Origin of the sequence: Paraliobacillus ryukyuensis (assembly GCF_003315295.1) — a bacterium.
In the GTDB taxonomy this organism is placed as follows: domain Bacteria; phylum Bacillota; class Bacilli; order Bacillales; family Amphibacillaceae; genus Paraliobacillus; species Paraliobacillus ryukyuensis.
The window spans coordinates 555,895-574,041 of the sequence record NZ_QNRI01000001.1 but is presented as its reverse complement, the minus strand read 5'-3'; the positions used below and the strand labels follow the sequence as shown (position 1 = coordinate 574,041).

General features: G+C 37.6%; 15 protein-coding genes. 14 read left to right on the top strand and 1 reads right to left on the bottom strand.

From position 1 onward, the window contains the following. Positions 1-16: 16 nt before the first annotated feature. From DES48_RS03030 to DES48_RS02990, 9 genes are all read left to right on the top strand, one after another. Entirely contained in the window at positions 17-952 is a 936-nt protein-coding gene (locus DES48_RS03030) for an aspartate carbamoyltransferase catalytic subunit (RefSeq protein WP_113866713.1), read from the top strand. Then, the gene (locus tag DES48_RS03025) at positions 909-2,195 is read left to right on the top strand and encodes a dihydroorotase (protein ID WP_113866711.1); all 1,287 of its coding nucleotides are present in this window, start codon (positions 909-911) and stop codon (positions 2,193-2,195) included. Before DES48_RS03030 ends, DES48_RS03025 begins: the two co-directional genes overlap by 44 nt. Beyond that, positions 2,188-3,312 (top strand): carbamoyl phosphate synthase small subunit, encoded by a 1,125-nt coding sequence (locus DES48_RS03020; RefSeq protein ID WP_113866709.1) that lies wholly within the window; start codon positions 2,188-2,190, stop codon positions 3,310-3,312. Before DES48_RS03025 ends, DES48_RS03020 begins: the two co-directional genes overlap by 8 nt. Next, positions 3,291-6,491 (top strand): carbamoyl-phosphate synthase large subunit, encoded by a 3,201-nt coding sequence (gene carB / locus DES48_RS03015; RefSeq protein WP_113866707.1) that lies wholly within the window; start codon positions 3,291-3,293, stop codon positions 6,489-6,491. The genes DES48_RS03020 and carB overlap by 22 nt, the downstream gene beginning before the upstream one ends. Then, on the top strand, positions 6,488-7,255 hold the full coding sequence (locus DES48_RS03010) for a dihydroorotate dehydrogenase electron transfer subunit (protein WP_113866705.1): 768 nt from the start codon (positions 6,488-6,490) through the stop codon (positions 7,253-7,255). Before carB ends, DES48_RS03010 begins: the two co-directional genes overlap by 4 nt. Further along, positions 7,252-8,187, top strand: coding sequence for a dihydroorotate dehydrogenase (locus tag DES48_RS03005; protein WP_113866703.1), 936 nt, complete (start codon positions 7,252-7,254; stop codon positions 8,185-8,187). Before DES48_RS03010 ends, DES48_RS03005 begins: the two co-directional genes overlap by 4 nt. Then, positions 8,159-8,872 carry an orotidine-5'-phosphate decarboxylase gene (gene pyrF, locus DES48_RS03000; protein WP_113866701.1) on the top strand — a complete coding sequence of 238 codons (714 nt, stop codon included), beginning with the start codon at positions 8,159-8,161 and terminating at the stop codon, positions 8,870-8,872. The genes DES48_RS03005 and pyrF overlap by 29 nt, the downstream gene beginning before the upstream one ends. Continuing rightward, positions 8,862-9,476, top strand: a complete 615-nt coding sequence (gene pyrE / locus DES48_RS02995; RefSeq protein WP_113866699.1) for an orotate phosphoribosyltransferase — start codon at positions 8,862-8,864, stop codon at positions 9,474-9,476. The genes pyrF and pyrE overlap by 11 nt, the downstream gene beginning before the upstream one ends. 719 nt (positions 9,477-10,195) lie before the next feature. Further along, positions 10,196-11,035, top strand: a complete 840-nt coding sequence (locus DES48_RS02990) for a hypothetical protein (protein ID WP_113866697.1) — start codon at positions 10,196-10,198, stop codon at positions 11,033-11,035. A 296-nt stretch (positions 11,036-11,331) separates the two neighbouring features. Here the strand turns inward: DES48_RS02990 and DES48_RS02985 are convergent, their stop codons facing one another. Further along, positions 11,332-13,038, bottom strand: a complete 1,707-nt coding sequence (locus tag DES48_RS02985) for an Rqc2 family fibronectin-binding protein (RefSeq protein WP_113866695.1) — start codon at positions 13,036-13,038, stop codon at positions 11,332-11,334. An 87-nt stretch (positions 13,039-13,125) separates the two neighbouring features. Between DES48_RS02985 and DES48_RS02980 the strand changes: the two genes are divergently transcribed. From DES48_RS02980 to rpoZ, 5 genes are all read left to right on the top strand, one after another. Then, positions 13,126-15,780 carry a cation-translocating P-type ATPase gene (locus tag DES48_RS02980; protein WP_113866694.1) on the top strand — a complete coding sequence of 885 codons (2,655 nt, stop codon included), beginning with the start codon at positions 13,126-13,128 and terminating at the stop codon, positions 15,778-15,780. Between the two features lie 105 nt (positions 15,781-15,885). Continuing rightward, the gene (locus DES48_RS02975; protein WP_113866692.1) at positions 15,886-16,764 is read left to right on the top strand and encodes a YicC/YloC family endoribonuclease; all 879 of its coding nucleotides are present in this window, start codon (positions 15,886-15,888) and stop codon (positions 16,762-16,764) included. A 108-nt stretch (positions 16,765-16,872) separates the two neighbouring features. Further along, complete coding sequence (gene remA, locus DES48_RS02970; RefSeq protein WP_079709396.1) at positions 16,873-17,133, top strand: extracellular matrix/biofilm regulator RemA; 261 nt, start codon at positions 16,873-16,875, stop codon at positions 17,131-17,133. A gap of 41 nt (positions 17,134-17,174) precedes the next feature. Beyond that, positions 17,175-17,795 (top strand): guanylate kinase, encoded by a 621-nt coding sequence (gene gmk, locus DES48_RS02965; RefSeq protein WP_113866690.1) that lies wholly within the window; start codon positions 17,175-17,177, stop codon positions 17,793-17,795. Further along, positions 17,795-18,007 (top strand): DNA-directed RNA polymerase subunit omega, encoded by a 213-nt coding sequence (rpoZ, locus tag DES48_RS02960; protein WP_079710005.1) that lies wholly within the window; start codon positions 17,795-17,797, stop codon positions 18,005-18,007. The genes gmk and rpoZ overlap by 1 nt, the downstream gene beginning before the upstream one ends. Positions 18,008-18,147: the final 140 nt, after the last annotated feature.

The following is an 18,147-nucleotide window of genomic DNA, read 5'->3' as shown; positions in this document are numbered from 1 at the left end:
AAAGGAGGAGCGAATCATGAAAAATTTTGTTTCAATGAAAGATCTTTCTGAACATGAAGTGATGAAATTAATTAAATTAACCGAACAAATCGAGCAATACGGTATTAATTCTTTTCGTGAGCAATTATTTGCAGCAAATCTATTTTTCGAACCAAGTACACGAACAAAAATGAGTTTTATTGTTGCAGAAAGAAAACTAGGGATTGAAGTGTTAGATTTTCAAAATGATTCATCCAGTGTGTTAAAAGGAGAAAGTATTTACGATACAGCACGAACACTTGAATCGATTGGCGCTTCCTTTTTAGTGGTTCGCCACACACAGAACCATACAGCTCAACAACTAGCTAGCCAATTAACCATCCCAGTGATCAATGCGGGAGATGGAACGGGTGAACACCCGACGCAATCTTTACTAGATTTATATACAATGTATCAAGAGTTCCAAACTTTTAAAGGCTTAAATATTGCGATAGTAGGGGACATCAAACATAGTAGGGTGGCCCGTTCCAATGCCTATGCATTACAAACACAAGGAGCCAACGTGTTTTTGGCTGCTAAAGAAGACTGGCAAGATGATCAGCTTGATTTTCCTTATATCTCAATTGATGATGCCGTAGAAACGTGCGATGTGGTGATGTTATTAAGAGTGCAATTGGAAAGACATGACCACCGTGAACAGTTAAATCATGAACAATATTTAACACAATATGGCTTAACGAAAAAAAGAGCAGCAGCTATGTTAAAACATGCCATTATTATGCACCCAGCACCAGTGAATCGTGGTGTCGAAATAGCAAGTGAATTAGTAGAATCAAAACAATCTCGTATTTTTAAACAAATGGAAAATGGTGTGAAAGCTCGAATGGCTGTAATTTATCAATTATGTCAATCAAAGGGGATGAATAATCTTGACAACAATCATCATAAACGTCAAACAAGTATTATCAAATAACGAAATTGTTCCTTGTGAAGTGAAAATAGTAGACGGCTATATTACTGAAATCAGTGAAACAGTCGAAGCAACAGGGCAGGAAGAAGTATTAGATGGAAAAGGAAACATTATTGCTCCAGGTTTTGTTGATGTGCATGTCCATTTACGTGAACCAGGAGGAGAAGCAAAAGAAACGATTCAAACAGGAAGTGCAGCAGCAGCAAAAGGAGGCTATACAACCATAGCGGCGATGCCAAATACCAACCCTGTCCCTGATAATGCGGAAACACTTGAAATGATTAATGAAAAGATAAATCAAACCGGCCATGTTCGTGTATTACCATATGCAGCGATTACAAAAGGATTAAAGGGCGAAACGTTATCTGACATGGCTGAATTGAAAGCAGCTGGTGCCTTTGCTTTTACCGATGATGGTGTTGGTATTCAAACAGCAGACCAAATGTTACAAGCGATGACACAGGCAGCAACGTTGAATATGTCGATTGTTGCACATTGTGAAGATAATTCGTTAATCCATCAAGGTGTGATGCATGATGGAGAGGTAAGTCAGAAAATGAATCTTAATGGTATTCCCTCTGTCTGTGAATCCGTACAAATTGCACGGGATGTGTTATTAGCAGAAGCTACTGGCTGTCATTATCATGTTTGCCATGTAAGTACGAAAGAATCGGTTCGTGTCATTCGTGATGCAAAACGAGCAGGTATTCATGTAACCGCGGAAGTAACGCCGCACCATTTGCTATTAAATGAAACAGACATTACGGAAGCTGACCCCAACGTTAAAATGAATCCACCTCTTCGCTCAAAAGCAGATCAACAAGCATTACTAGTTGGTTTATTAGATGGAACGATTGATTTTATTGCTACGGATCATGCACCACATACCGAAGCAGAAAAAGCTAAAGGGATGAATCAAGCGCCATTTGGAATCGTAGGTTTAGAGACAGCCTTTGCCTTATTGCATACGCATTTTGTGAAAACGGGCGTGTTTACATTAAAACAACTGCTCGATTGGTTAACGATTAAACCAGCGACTGTGTTTGGATTATCTGTTGGCGAATTAGCAGTAGGAGCAAAAGCTGATATAACACTGTTAAATGTGAGCGATAAGTGGCAGATTGATAAACGTGCTTTTTCATCAAAAGGAACCAATACACCATTTGATCAATGGCAAGTTGTAGGTAAACCACTGGCAACGTTGGTTTCAGGTAAACTTGTTTTTAAGGAGGGTACATATGTTTAAGCGACAATTAATACTAGAAGATGGCACCATTTTCGCTGGAGACGCACATGGTAGTTTACAAGAAAGCACTGGAGAAGTGGTCTTTAATACAGGAATGACTGGTTATCAAGAAATTCTTTCTGATCCTTCGTATTGTGGGCAAATCGTAACTATGACATATCCGTTAATTGGAAACTACGGCGTTAATAGAGAAGATTTTGAAACCATTAATCCATCGATACATGGGTTAGTTGTTAGAGAAATGTGCCATGTTCCGTCTAATTTTCGTAGTGAAGAGTCATTGGATAGCTTCTTAAAAGCAAAGCAGATACCTGCAATTTCAAATATAGATACGCGAAAACTAACAAAAATCATTCGTAAGCACGGGACAATGAAAGGAATCTTAACAGCGGCGTATGCGGAAGGCGAAACACCAAATCATGATGTTGCTAGATTAGCAGATGTAGAACTAATGAATGATCAAGTGCGAAGAGTTTCTACGATAAAACCATATGTTGTACCAGGGAGAGGCAAGCGGATTGTATTAGTTGATTTCGGAATGAAACATGGTATTTTACGAGAATTGACAAAACGTCATTGTCATGTGACCGTTGTTCCTTATCACTATACAGCAGAAGAGATTTTACGATTGAAACCAGATGGTATTATGCTAACCAATGGCCCTGGAGATCCAAAAGACGTTCCTGAAGCGATCGCTATGATTGAGCAAATCATCAAAGGAGTTCCTATTTTCGGTATTTGTTTAGGTCATCAGTTACTCGCACTAGCTTGTGGAGCAGACACAGAAAAAATGGTATTTGGTCATCGAGGATCAAATCATCCCGTAAAAGATTTGACAACTGAGAAAACATATTTAACTTCACAAAATCATGGGTATGCAGTGACATTAGCCTCATTAGCAAATACCAATTTAAAATTAACGCAAATTGCATTAAATGATGGTTCGGTAGAAGGAATCGCGCATGAAACGTATCCAGCATTTTCTGTGCAATACCATCCAGAAAGCTCACCTGGGCCAGAAGATACCAGTCATTTATTTGATGCATTTTTAACACAAATAGCTAACCATCAGTCAGATACAAAGGAGAGAGAATTATGCCAAAGCGTACAGATATAAAGAAAATCCTTGTGATCGGATCAGGGCCAATTATTATTGGGCAGGCAGCTGAGTTTGATTATTCTGGAACACAGGCTTGTCAAGCGTTGAAAGAAGAAGGTTATACTGTGATTTTGGCTAATTCCAACCCAGCAACAATTATGACGGACCACACGGTTGCCGATACAGTGTATATGGAGCCATTAACGGTTGAATTTTTAGCGAAGATTATCCGCAAAGAACGGCCAGATGCCATTTTACCTACATTAGGCGGACAAACTGGACTTAATCTAGCGGTTGATCTTGAAGAAAAAGGTGTTTTAGACCTGTATGAGACAGAATTATTAGGTACGTCCTTAGAAGCAATCCAATTAGCAGAGGATCGGGAGAAGTTTCGTAATTTAATGCATGAATTAAATGAACCAGTACCAGAAAGTCAGATCGTTACAAGTGTAGATGAAGCAATTTCGTTTGCTGAACAAATCGGTTTTCCATTAATTGTACGACCTGCCTATACGCTTGGAGGAACTGGTGGGGGTATGTGCTATACCGAAACACAATTACGTGAGATTACCCGTAACGGATTAGCGTTATCCCCAGTACATCAATGTTTAATCGAGCGAAATATTGCAGGATTTAAAGAAATTGAATATGAAGTGATGCGGGACCAAAAAGATCAAGCGATCGTTGTTTGTAATATGGAGAATATTGACCCAGTTGGTGTGCACACCGGAGATTCGATTGTTGTGGCTCCATCCCAAACATTAAGTGACCGCGAATATCAATTGTTACGTAATGCGTCGTTAAAAATTATTAGAGAGCTTCAAATCGAAGGCGGCTGTAATGTACAGCTAGCACTAGATCCACATAGTTTTGACTATTATATTATCGAAGTAAATCCAAGAGTTAGTCGTTCATCGGCTCTAGCTTCTAAGGCAACAGGTTATCCAATTGCAAAGATTGCTGCGAAAATTGCTGTTGGTTTAACCTTAGATGAAATAAAAAACCCGATTACAGGAACAACGTATGCTGCATTTGAACCTGCATTAGATTATATTGTAACTAAGTTTCCGCGCTTTCCATTTGATAAATTTACGACAGGTAATCGAACCTTAGGGACACAAATGAAAGCAACTGGAGAAGTCATGGCGATTGGACGATCGTTTGAAGAATCCTTCTTAAAAGCGATTCGTTCACTGGATATTACTGGGGAAGATTTTATCTTAGCACACTTAACGGATTATACGGTAGATCAGCTATTTGAAAAAATAACAAAAGCAGATGATGAGCGAATTTATGCAGTTGCTGAACTCCTGCGACGTGATGTAACAGTAGAGAAAATCTATGAAGTAACCAAAATAGATCGTTATTTCTTAACAAAAATTGCGCATATCATCACAATAGAAAAACAGTTAGAGGCACACCCGAATCAACTGGATATATTAATCTGTGCCAAAGAAAATGGTTTCTCAGATACCCATATTGCAAGACTCTGGAATGTAGTGAGTGATGATGTCTACCAGCAACGTATAGAAGAGAAGTTAATGCCGGTTTATAAAATGGTTGATACATGTGCTGCAGAATTTGAGTCCGTGACACCTTATTTTTATAGTACGTATGAAGAGGAACAAGAGTCAATCGTATCGGAACGACCGAAAGTACTTGTGCTTGGATCTGGACCAATCCGAATCGGACAAGGGATTGAATTTGATTATGCGACGGTGCATTCCGTTTTAGCATTAAAAGAAGCGGGTTACGAAGCGATTATTATGAACAACAATCCAGAAACCGTTTCTACTGATTTCAGTGTGTCGGATAAATTATATTTCGAACCACTAACATTAGAAGATGTCATGCATGTTGTTCAATTAGAACAACCTATTGGAGTAATTGTTCAATTTGGTGGACAAACAGCGATTAACCTTGCAGAAGGTTTAGAACGAAGAGGTGTAACCATCTTAGGAACGAATCTAGCAGCAATTGATGTAGCCGAAGATCGCGATAAATTTGAACAAATGTTATCTCGCATTCATGTGCCACAGCCAAAAGGAAAAAGTGTTAAACAATTAAGTCAAGCCAAAGAAGCAGCGAATGAAATCGGCTACCCTGTCTTAGTTCGTCCATCTTATGTGATTGGCGGAAGTCAAATGGAAATCGTCTATAATGACGATGAATTATATGCCTACTTAGAGAAAAATACGAAAATGAAACACAAACATCCAGTCCTAATCGATAAATATCTAACTGGTATTGAAGTAGAAGTGGATGCGATCAGTGATGGGGAAACGACGATTATTCCGGGAATCATGGAACATATTGAACGAGCAGGAGTGCACTCTGGTGATTCTATTGCTGTATATCCAACACAGCGAATCACGCAGAAAATCAAACAAGAATTAATTGATACTACGATTAAAATAGCAAAAGAAATTAACGTAAAAGGATTAGTGAATATCCAATTTGTTGTTCATAAAGATAATGTCTATGTGCTAGAAGTGAATCCTCGTGCAAGTAGAACGATTCCATTCTTAAGCAAAATCACTGGCGTCACGATGGCAAACATTGCTACTAAATGTATGCTTGGAACATCGCTAGCAGAGATGGGCTATCAAGAAGGACTGCTACCGGAACCAGAACATATCTCAGTAAAAGTACCTGTCTTCTCATTTACAAAATTAAGAAGTGTCGATACAATGCTTGGACCTGAAATGAAATCGACTGGTGAAGCCATTGGTCGTGATAAAACATTAGAAAAAGCACTTTACAAAGGCTTAATTGCATCAGGATTAAATATCCCGATGGAAGGTGCTGTATTATTTACTGTAGCCGATAAAGATAAAGAAGAAATTGCAGAAATTGCCAATCGCTTCTTTATGCTAGGGTTCCAACTTTATGCGACAGAAGGAACAGCGGCATTTCTATCAAGCCATCACTTACCGGTTACTACGGTAGGAAAAATAGGTACAGAGGAGAAAAATGTTTTATCGATTATTGAAAATGGTGAAGTACAATTTGTCATTAATACATTAACATCTGGTAAACAACCAAGATCTGACGGTTTCCGTATTCGCCGAGAAGCTGTAGAGCATGGCATTGCTTGTTTGACGAGCTTAGATACGGCACAAGCAATTTTGAATGTGATTGATTCGACGACGTTTACTGCCCAGCCTGCTGTAGCAAACCAAGAGGTGATTCGATGATCCGCAAAGACATGTTATCGATAAAAAAGCTAGAAACCATTGCGAAAGATACATTCTTGATTGTGTTAGCAAGTAATATTTCGGTAGATGATGTAGCACCTGGTCAATTCATCCATATAAGAATTGGTCAAGGAAATGCTCACCTATTACGACGACCGATTTCGATCGCAGATGTTGATCAAGCTAACCAGTTACTTACGATTATCTTCAAGTCGGTAGGAGAGGGAACAACGCAACTAAGTAAGCAAAAAGTTGGCGATCAAGTCGACGCATTATTACCTTGTGGTACAGCTTACCCTATTGCTGGTTTAACAATGCACAGCGCCTTGTTAATTGGAGGAGGCATAGGCGTTCCTCCACTATATTATTTGGCCAAACAATTAGTAGCTAAGGGAATAAAAGTCACTGCAATTCTCGGTTTCCAAAACAAAGAACATGTATTTTATGAACAAGAATTTCAAGCTTTGGGAGATGTTTATATCGCAACGAATGATGGAAGTTACGGGTATCAAGGTTTTGTCACAGATGTTTATCAGCAGGTGCAACCAGACTTTGATTGTTATTTTTCATGTGGTCCAACTGCCATGTTGAAAAGTGTTACCTCGACATTGGAAGATAAACAAGGTTATATTTCATTAGAAGAACGGATGGGATGTGGCGTTGGCGCTTGTTTTGCATGTGTCGTTCCAAGTCATGACGGTGGCTATCGAAAAATATGCCAGCAAGGACCAGTTTTTCCAGCAAAAGAGGTGGCCTTGTCATGAATCTATCAGTTTCGCTCCCGGGTTTATCATTAAAAAACCCCGTTATGCCAGCATCAGGTTGTTTTGGTTTTGGTATGGAATATAGTAAATTTTATGATTTGGAGCAATTAGGTGCAATAATTATTAAGGCAGCTACAGAAGAAATGAGGTACGGCAATGCTACGCCTAGAGTAGCAGAAACAACAGTAGGGATGCTAAATGCAATTGGTCTACAGAATCCAGGTGTGCTAAACATCATCGAAAAGGAAGTTCCTCCTTTAGCTGCTTACAATACACCAATCATTGCAAATGTGGCTGGAAGTACGATTGAAGAATATGAATTGGTTGCGGAAAAGTTAGGGAATACAGAGCAGATTGCAGCATTAGAATTAAATATATCTTGTCCTAATGTTAAAGAAGGTGGCGTACAATTTGGCACTGATCCTGACCTGGCTTATGAAGTAACTAAACGTGTAAAAGCACAAAGTAGTGTCCCTGTTTATGTGAAATTATCACCGAATGTTACGGATATTGTTACGATTGCGAAAGCAGTTGCAGCTGCTGGAGCAGATGGCTTATCAATGATTAATACGTTAACTGGGATGCAAATCAATTTACAATCCAGACGACCAATTCTTGCCAACCAAGTAGGTGGGTTATCTGGTCCAACGATTAAACCAATTGCCATTCGGATGATTTATCAAGTAAGAGAAGCACTAGACATCCCGATTATTGGAATGGGCGGGATTACTTGCGCAGAAGATGTGTTAGAGTTCTTATTAGCAGGCGCAAATGCAGTTGCAGTAGGCACTGCCAATTTCACCAATCCATTTATTTGTCCGGAGATTATTACAGCACTACCGGATACGTTAGCAAAATATGGGTTCAATTCCTTACAAGATGCAATTGGAAAGGGGCATGCACATGAAACCACCAATTTATCTCGCGCTTGATTTCCCAACGTGGCAAGAAACAGAAACTTTTTTAAACGAAAACCAGTTACATGGAGTACCGGTCAAAGTTGGGATGGAATTATTTTATCGAGAAGGCCCTCCAGTTATTAAAGCATTGCAACAGCATCGTCATCCTATTTTCTTGGATTTAAAATTGCACGATATTCCAACAACGATTTATAAAGCAATGAAAAATGTTGCCGCTTTAGGTGTTGACTTTGTTAATGTTCATGGATTAGGTGGTGCGGATATGATTCGAGCAGCTAAGCAAGGATTAATCGATGGTAGTCAGCAGAATGATAAGCAACCAAAACTTTTAGTAGTGACTGTGCTAACTTCCATGAATCAAGCAACCGTAACGAATGAACTACAAATTGATCAACCCGTTGAAGAACTAGTGACACATTTAGCCAATATAGGAAAAGATAACGGTGCAGATGGGGTTGTGTGTTCAGCACATGAAGTAGCACAAATTAAAGCGCAATGTGGCGAAGCATTTTTAACCATAACACCAGGCATCCGCCTGAACGAAACGGAACAACATGATCAAAAACGTGTCGCAACGCCACAAACGGCACACCAACTTGGCTCAGATTATATCGTTATCGGTAGAAGTATTACAAAAGCAGCGTATCCAAATGCCATGTACCAACAAGCGATAAAGGAGTGGAATCATGTCTCTTGAAAAACAATTAGCAATAGATCTTTATCAAATTGAAGCAGTACAAATTAAACCTGACCGATCATTTACCTGGACATCTGGCATCAAATCGCCCATTTACTGTGATAATCGGTTAACTCTTTCTTATCCAACGATTCGGAACAGAATAGCAGATGCATTTGTTGAAAAAATCAAGCAGTTGGATGATACACCAGATTGTATTGCTGGCTGTGCTACAGCCGGAATACCGCATGCAGCTTGGTTGGCAGATAAATTAGACTTACCAATGGTGTATGTGCGCTCAAAGCCAAAAGCACACGGAAAGGGCAATCAAATTGAAGGCAAGATTGCAAAAGGACAAAAAGTAGTAGTGATCGAAGACCTGATTTCAACAGGCGGCTCAGCGATCCAAACGGCTGAAGCATTACGTGATCAAGGTGTGGAAGTATTAGCTGTTATTGCAATTTTCACCTATGGATTACCTAAAGCAAATCACGCTTTTGACCAAAGTAACCTCCCACTACATACGTTAACAAATTTTGATGTGTTAAGTGAATTGTTACTAGAAAAGAATACAATTACGAAGGCAGAGTATAACAGTTTGTTGAATTGGCGAAAGGAACTATAAACAGTTGAGCAAATCGGATAAATATTATTTAATGCCAATGTTTTAATACATTTATGCTGCAAGATATTTAGCGATGGCAATTTTCTAGTGGGGGTTAGTCAATGCTGGTTCTTATCATGAAAGACAAATAAATACCATCTTATCTAAGTTAAATAGTTGAATAGCGTGGTATTCTCACTGCTACCATTCTATAGGTAATCGATCATAGACCATTCAACGTTTAACTGGGCGTTGAATGGTTATTTTAAATTTCAGGTATTGTGCTAGTTTGGATATTTTGTAAATATAAAAGCAACTTTTACGTTTAGAGACACTCACTTATATTGGTACTAATAGCATTGGAACATAACATTCGTTAAGTTGTTACCATTTAATTTTATGTATTGATACATATTCAGAAGTACAGAAACGGCGAGCAGTAGCAAGATAAACTTTCTTATTTCACCACCCATTTTTTGTCTCTTAATCTTTGTTAATTCATATACATACGTTTTGGTGAGATGAAAATCTTCCAGTCTATCATATACAAATGTATTTCCTATTTCCAAGCGGTAGTTATGATTACACATGGATAACATTTTATAGTAAGTAATGGATTCTAATGGGCTTTTATTGTATGGTAGAGCTGAGTTGGATTATGAATAATGTCTAATATAAAACTAGTGATAAAAAATAATACAGTTAATGAATGACTAAAATTGTTACAGGGGTGATTGCAATTGACTAAAGATAAGTTAAATGTAGTAGAGTATTTTTGTGAAGGTAAAAAAGGTGATTTAGATCTTTGTGAAGACATGTGTATCGTTACCGACAATTTTGCGGCTGTTATCGACGGAGCTACGAATGTATCGGGAAAATTAATTGAAAATATGACACCTGGTCGATTAGCCGCCACAATAATAAAAGAAACATTAGAAAATATTACTCCAAATGCCAAGCTAGAAACAATTGTGGAGCAGATTAACGCTAACTTTCAAACTGTTTTTGCTAGAAATAACTTAATAGATGCGATTCAGGAAAGCCAATGGGTAGCACCTTCTGCTAGTGTGATTATCTATAGTAAATATCACCAAAAAATTTGGCAAATTGGAGATTGTCAACTTATGGTAGATGATGAACTATATACTAACGAAAAGGAAATTGATAGTATTACTGCCAATGCAAGAGCTCTTTACTTAGAGGCTGAATTAAAAAGAGGTAAAACAATTGACCAGTTAATAGACAAAGATACTGGTTGGGAATACATTAGAACTTTAGTTCAGCAACAATATTTTTTACAAAATGATAGTAATAATCCATTTGGATATTCAGTTATAAACGGATTTCCTGTAGATTTCTCGAGAGTAATGACAATAGATGTATCAAATGATGCAAAATATATTGTTTTAGCTTCTGATGGTTATCCTTTTTTAAAAGAGACTTTATATAAATCAGAGTTATTACTTAAGGAACTTTTAGTTAAGGATCCATTATGTTTTCGTTTATACAAATCCTCTAAAGGGTTAGTGAGGGGAAACCAATCTTTTGATGATAGATTGTACCTTAAAATTAAGGTTTGATTTGAATATGTCAATTAAAACAGATGTATTGCCAATTTTTAAATTTGATTGAAAAAGGAAAATATCACGAGAATGACAGCTTACCAATTATGGAATTATATAACAATTGTTAGGATTTACAAATCAAGATAACTCAGAATATTATGTAGCCTAATAGCAAAACAAAAAATAAAATTGGCCATTTTTTCTTCTTATGAATATAGCGAAATCATAAAAATTTAAAACAGCATTGATAGTAAACAAAAAAGTGTGTAAGCGAGTCTATTAGATATTTACTTACACACTTTATCTTTCTGTTAGTTTTTCAATTGTGTCAAAAAGCGCTGGTCAGGTGTCACAAATAATGTCTTCTGGTTATCATAGGTGACATAGCCTGGCTTTGCGCCATTTGGTTTTTTAACATAACGTACTTGTGTATAATCAACTGGCACAGAAGAGGATGCTTTTGCTTTGCTGTATAGCGCAGCTAATTGAGCTGCTTCTGCTAATGTATCTTCAGATGGGTTCGTATCTTGGATAATCACGTGCGAACCAGGAATGTCTTTCGTATGCAGCCAGATATCTGTTCGAGCCGCTAAACGCGTTGTCAGATACTCATTTTGTTTATTGTTTCTTCCAACATAAATGGTTGTCCCGTCTGTAGCAGTGAATTTTTCTGGTGCAGGTTTTTTGGGTTTATTATTTTTTTTACGATTTTTCATACGGTTTTTAATATAGCCTTGTTCTTTTAATTCTTCACGAATCTCTTCAATATCTTGTTCACGAGCATCTTCAATTTGTTGGGTCACTTCTTCTAAATAGTCAATTTCTTTTTTTGCTTTATCGATTTCTATTTGCACTTTAACTTTAGAAGTTTTTAGTTTTTGATACGTTTTAAAATAGCTTTGTGCATTCTCGCTTGGTGTTTTGTTCGGATTTAGGTCAATCGTAATTTCTTGTTGTTCTGGATCATAATAGTTCATGACAATTGCTTTTTTATCACCAGTTTTCATGGTATGCATGTGAGCCGTTAATAGCTCACCATAACGTTGATAGTCATCAGCTTTCTCTGCTTTTTGTAGTGTTTGTTTTTGTTTCTTAATCTTACGTTTGTTCTTTTCAATTTCATTTTTTAAAAAGCGTAACAAATCGCCTGCTTGTTGTTTGACGCGATCGCGCTCTGCTTTTCCAGAATAAAATGTGTCTAACATCTCACTCGTGCGTGTGAATTCTTTTCTCTCAACGGATAAATGGGATAACGGTAATACATAAAATTCTTCTTTACTTCCGTTGTAGATACTAGGCGCATAGTTATGGTGTTTAATTTCCGTCATGATGTCGTTAAACACTTTTTCATAAGCATCCATATTCCCTAGTTTTGCTTGATGGGCTATTTCTCGTGCAAGTAACGGAGAGACACCCATAAAGGCATGAACGATTTGCTGATCTAATTTCCCTTGATTTAAATCCATTTTTCTACGAAAAGTAGCTGCTTCTATTTCCATTGGATTTAGTTTTCCTTGGTCAGGTGGTAAAACATACGCTTGTCCAGGTAATACCGTGCGATGTCTACTTTGGGCTGGAGAGACGTGCTTAATACTATCTAAGATATGTTCTTTATCTTGATCAATAAGGATGATGTTACTGTGTTTCCCCATGATTTCAACTGCAAGTGTTTTTTTCGTCTCATCACCGATTTCATTTTTTCCTTTTATTGAGAAAAAGACCACACGTTCATTTTCATGTTGCTCTATGCGCTCAATGAAAGAGCCGACTAGATGCTTACGAAGTAACATACAAAACATTGGTGGTTCTTTTGGATTTTGATAGGTGTCTTCTGTTAAATGCAATCTAGCATACATCGGATGAGCAGAAAATAATAGTGATCTATTTTCCCCTTGCACACGGACAGTAAAAACCAGTTCCGTTTGCGTAGGTTGATATATTTTAATAATTCTTCCCGTTGTTAATTCATCTTGCAATTCTTTTGTAATCGCTCTGGTTACAATACCGTCAAATGTCACTTCAATCACCTCGTGTTCATATTATACATTTTTTATGCTTGTCTTGCATAGATTTGAATAGGAGCAATTGTACTGGAGGAATGTATTGTGAAGTGGTACCAATTAGATCAACAGGAAGTAATGGACAAGCTAGCGACTGATTCAAATAGTGGATTGTCAAAAACAATCGCCGATAAGCGTCTGAAAAAAAATGGATTAAATAAATTAAATGAAGGCAAAAATACCTCTTTACTATTTTTATTCTTAAAACAATTTCAGGACTTTATGGTATTGGTGTTATTAGCGGCTACCTTATTATCTGGCTTATTAGGTGAGTATGTTGATGCAATAGCTATTATTGTCATTGTCATCATTAATAGCATTTTAGGCTTTTTTCAAGAGCAACGGGCAGAAAAGTCTTTATCCAAATTGAAAGAGTTATCTGCACCTGTTGCGCATGTGTTGAGAGATGGGGAGTGGGTGTCGCTACCTTCAACACATATTGTGGCAGGGGATTTAATTAAATTAACAAGCGGAGATCGCATTGTTGCGGATATCCGTTTAATTAAATCGGCAAGTTTGGAAATAGAAGAGTCTGCTTTAACTGGTGAATCTCTACCGGTGACGAAACACGTCAACGCAATACCAACAAATAATGTAGAATATGCCGATCAAATGAACATGGCTTTTATGGGAACACTCGTGACCAAAGGTAGTGGTGTTGGTGTGGTCGTAGGAACTGGCATGGACACAGTGATGGGGCAAATTGCCGATTTACTTGTCCAAACAAAACCACAGCCGACACCGCTAGAACGTCGATTAGCTGATTTAGGTGGCGTGTTAATTATTATTGCGCTATTTCTGACAGCGATGGTAGTCGGTGTTGGTGTCTGGCAAGGGCACCCACTATATGAGATGTTTTTATCAGGAATCTCCTTAGCAGTTGCTGCAATTCCAGAAGGATTACCGGCAATTGTGACGGTTGCTTTATCCCTTGGCGTGCAACGGATGATTAAGAAAAAAGCGATCGTTCGGAAACTAGCCGCTGTAGAAACATTAGGAAATACAACAGTCATTTGCTCTGACAAGACTGGGACCCTGACAGAAAACAAAATGACGGTAAAACAATTGTACGTCAATCACCAGTTATTTGATATATCAGGGGATGGATATGATGTTCACGGGGATTTTTATGTTAAGAATCAAAAAGCAAACAGTCGTTTAGTCGAAGAATCACTGTTATACGCGATGTTATGTAGCCACGCTTCTGTAAGAAAACATAACAAAAAATGGGTCATGGACGGCGATCCAACAGAGGTGGCGCTTTTAGTTGCTGCCCATAAAGCAAATATTACTGAAGCGTCAAAAAAACAGTTTCGGATTATTGAGGAGATCGCTTTTGATTCAGATCGAAAGCGAATGACCGTTATTGTTGAAGACCAATCCCATCAACGTTTTGCAATCATTAAAGGTGCACCAGATGTGTTATTACCAAGAAGTACGTATATTCTCGATGAAGCAGGAAGAAGACCTTTTTCGATGAAAGACAATAATAAAGTAGAAACGCAACTCCTTAAGATGGCTTCACAAGCGTTACGGACGATTGCTATATGTATAAAACCACTATCTCCTGGTCATTCTTATGATGCTATCTCAGTTGAAAACAATGTAACGTTTGTTGGCCTGGCTGGTCTAATTGATCCGCCAAGAAAAGAAGTTAAAAAAGCGATAAAAGCTTGTAAAGATGCAGGAATTAAAACAGTGATGATTACAGGAGATCATGCGAAAACAGCTATCGCAATTGCAAAACAATTAGATTTAACACGAAATGATGAAGCAGTTTTAACGGGTAGCCAATTAAATCAAATGTCTGATCAACAATTAGCTGATCAAATCAACGATATTGCGGTATTTGCGCGGGTAACACCTACACATAAGCTAAAAATTGTCCAAGCATTGCAACAAAAAGGACATATTGTAGCAATGACTGGCGATGGTGTAAATGATGCACCAGCTTTAAAAGCGAGTGATATTGGCATTAGTATGGGTTTGACTGGTACGGATGTTGCAAAAGAATCATCAGAATTAATTTTAATGGATGACAATTTTACGACAATTGAAACAGCTATCAAGGAAGGACGTAATATCTATGAAAATATTCGAAAGTTTATCCGTTACTTACTAGCCTCCAATGTAGGTGAAATACTAGTTATGCTGTTTGCTATTCTAATGGCTTATCCGCTACCGTTAATTCCAGTGCAGATTCTTTGGGTGAATTTAGTCACAGATGGGTTACCGGCAATGGCATTAGGGGTAGACCAACCGGAGGAAGATGTGATGCGTATGCCGCCTCGACCAGTCAAAGAAGGGATTTTTTCAAGAGGGCTAGGGGTCAAAATAATAACCAGGGGTTTCTTGATCGGTTTGGTAACATTACTTGCTTTTATTATTGCTTATCAAAATGATCCAGATCAACTAACATATGCAAGAACAATTGCTTTTGTAACACTTATTATGGCACAATTGATTCATGTGTTTGATTGTCGGAGTGCACGTTCTGTTTTTGCACGAAATCCGTTGAAAAATGTTTATTTGGTGGGAGCGGTTCTATCTTCTATTTTGTTATTAATAATCGTGATTTATTACCCACCACTTCAACAAATTTTTGAAACCGTGGCGATTCCCCCAACAGATTGGATTTATGTATTATGTATGAGTTCGATTCCTACTGTATTATTTGGATTTGTTCCATCAAAAAAATAGTTATGCAACGAGTAGATAGGTTATCCCTATCTACTTCTTCTTTATTTTGATAAAATAAAATGATATATATAAAACATTGAAAAACAAGTGACTGGAGGTCATCAAATGCCACTGAGTATGACAGGTTTTGGTCGAGCAACCGCAACTTATTACGATAAAACTATTTCCGTGGAAATAAAAACAGTCAATCATCGGTTTCTTGATGTTTCAATAAAAACCCCCCAAACTTATCAATCACTTGAGAGTGACATAAGAGATAGCATTCAGCGGCATTTTCAAAGAGGCAGAGTGGAGTGCTTTATTATGTTAGATAATGAAGAGGTCAGTCCCTCAAAGGTAAATGTTAATTGGCCATTAATGAATCAATATGTAGATACGTATTATTCCATCCAAAATACGTATAACCTATCGACAGAAGAAGCGCTAGCATTCATTCCTAAGATACCTGAAATTATCTCGATATCTGAAAATGTTCCGTTAACTGAGTCTGTGTCCGATATCGTGTTGGAAACTGTTCAAGAAGCTTGTGGTCAAGTCATCCTTATGAGATCGAATGAAGGGAAAATGATCACCGATGATATGAAGAATCGATTAGAAAATATAAAACAATTAGTAAAACAGTTGGGAGAACGAAGAGAAACTGTTATAATTGAATATCAAGGTCGGATTTTATCCAGAATACATGCATTTACTGATGGGCAATTACATGATGAAGCACGGTTTTATCAAGAGGTAGCGATATTAGCTGAAAAAGGCGATATTACCGAAGAAATCACTCGTTTACATAGTCATGTACAACAATTTGGACAAACGTTGAATGAGGAACAAGTAGTTGGGAGAAAACTGGGGTTTATCCTACAAGAAATGCAAAGAGAAGTGAACACTATCGGTTCTAAATCAAATGATGCTTTAATTAGTAATTGGGTGGTTACATTGAAAACGGAGATGGAGAAAATAAAAGAACAAATCCAAAACATTGAATAATCGTTTTCATTAAGCTCAAGTTTGTACTATAATTAGATAGATTAGTTTAGAAGAAGCGTATTATCCATTAATGGGAATACGATTGCGTAATTAAGAGGGGGAGCAAGGTTGAACATAAAATTGATTAATATTGGATTTGGGAATGTAGTCTCGGCTAATCGTATTATTTCTATTGTATCACCTGAGTCTGCACCAATTAAACGTATTATAACTGTTGCAAGAGAAAATAATAAATTAGTAGATGCAACATATGGTCGTAGAACGAGAGCTGTAATTATAACAGACAGTGATCATGTGGTTTTATCTGCCGTACAACCAGAAACCGTTGGACAGCGTGTATTAAGCCATGAAGATGATGCTGATGAATAAGAAGACATGGAAGTACCATGTTTGTAACAGGAGGATGCAAGTTGATTGAAGAAAAGGGTATTTTATTTGTTTTATCTGGGCCTTCGGGTGTAGGGAAAGGTACTGTTCGTAAGGCTTTGTTCAAAAAAGACACGGATTTACAATATTCCATTTCCATGACGACTAGGGACAAACGTGCAGGTGAGAAGGAGGCTGTGGATTATTTTTACCGTACACGCGAGAAGTTTGAGCAAATGATTCGAGATAATCAATTGCTCGAATATGCAGAGTATGTCGGTAATTATTATGGAACTCCGAGGTATTATGTGGAAGAAACATTGGCTGCTGGCAAAGATGTTTTCTTAGAAATCGAAGTGCAAGGCGCATTGCAAGTTAAAGAAAATTTTCCAGAGGGTGTCTTTGTTTTCTTATCGCCACCTAGCTTAGAAGAATTAAAAAATCGAATTGTTAAACGAGGTACCGAGAGTGATGATTTAGTAGCTAATCGTCTACACGCTGCAAAAGAAGAAATTGAATTGATGGATGCTTATGATTATGTTGTCGTCAATGACAATGTCAATAAAGCGGTAGATAAAGTGCAGGCTATTGTCAAAAGTGAGCATTGCAAACGCGAACGCGTCGCAATACAATATAAGAAAGTGTTGGAGGTCGAAGAAAAATGATGTTAGAGCCATCAATTGATCAGTTACAAACAAAAATAAATTCAAAGTATACATTGGTAACGTTAGCGGCTAAACGTGCGCGTCAAATTCAAGAATTGAAACGTCATCAAATTACTAATCCAAAATCAGCTAAAAATGTTGGTATTGCGCTAGAAGAAATTCAAGCAGAAAAATTAACATACATTGCGGCTGATGTTGAAGAAAGAAGATAACAAAATCGTAGGTAATTGCTGAACAATCGTGCAGTTTCCTTAGCTTATGTTTACGTATAACAAAAATTGATTATCGACCCCTCGTTTACCAACTGTAGACGGGGGTTTCTTCTATAACGTATCCTAAACTTTAGATCAAG